Genomic DNA, 371 nt, shown 5'->3' with positions numbered 1-371 from the left:
AATCCCAACCAGAAAACTAATACTAACTAACAATATTTTCTTCCCTAGATTCAATTCAATCACTCCTTATTGTATTCCTAAAACTTCTTTAGGGTCGAAAAGCTAAAGAGTATCAAAGATATATTGTAAAAGGCAATTGACGTCTTTTATTTTTTTCAACCTGTATCGACTTCAAATAGCCTGATTTCTTGGGCTTCTTTCTCAGGAATTAGTTGTTGAATTGTACTTGTCCATTCATCGATTGTTAGCTTAAACTGCGCAATGATTCCTTGAATAAAGGCTTCTTTTTCTTCTTTCTTCGCTTGGATCAAACTTGCGAATAATACACGTACTGAAGCAAGTAAAAGTCCGCCACCACGCCCTTTTTTGAC

The 371-nt window shown here is 35.0% G+C and carries 1 pseudogene; it reads right to left on the bottom strand.

Annotated features, from left to right (window positions below):
* Window positions 1-155 precede the first annotated feature (155 nt).
* Window positions 156-371 (bottom strand): annotated as a pseudogene (locus IGI47_RS14135) (primase C-terminal domain-containing protein); the annotation flags it as partial.

This window comes from Enterococcus sp. AZ191 (assembly GCF_051713845.1).
Lineage (GTDB): Bacteria > Bacillota > Bacilli > Lactobacillales > Enterococcaceae > Enterococcus_B > Enterococcus_B durans.
The sequence above is the reverse complement of the archived record's forward strand: the minus strand, read 5'-3'. Positions and strand labels throughout refer to the sequence as shown.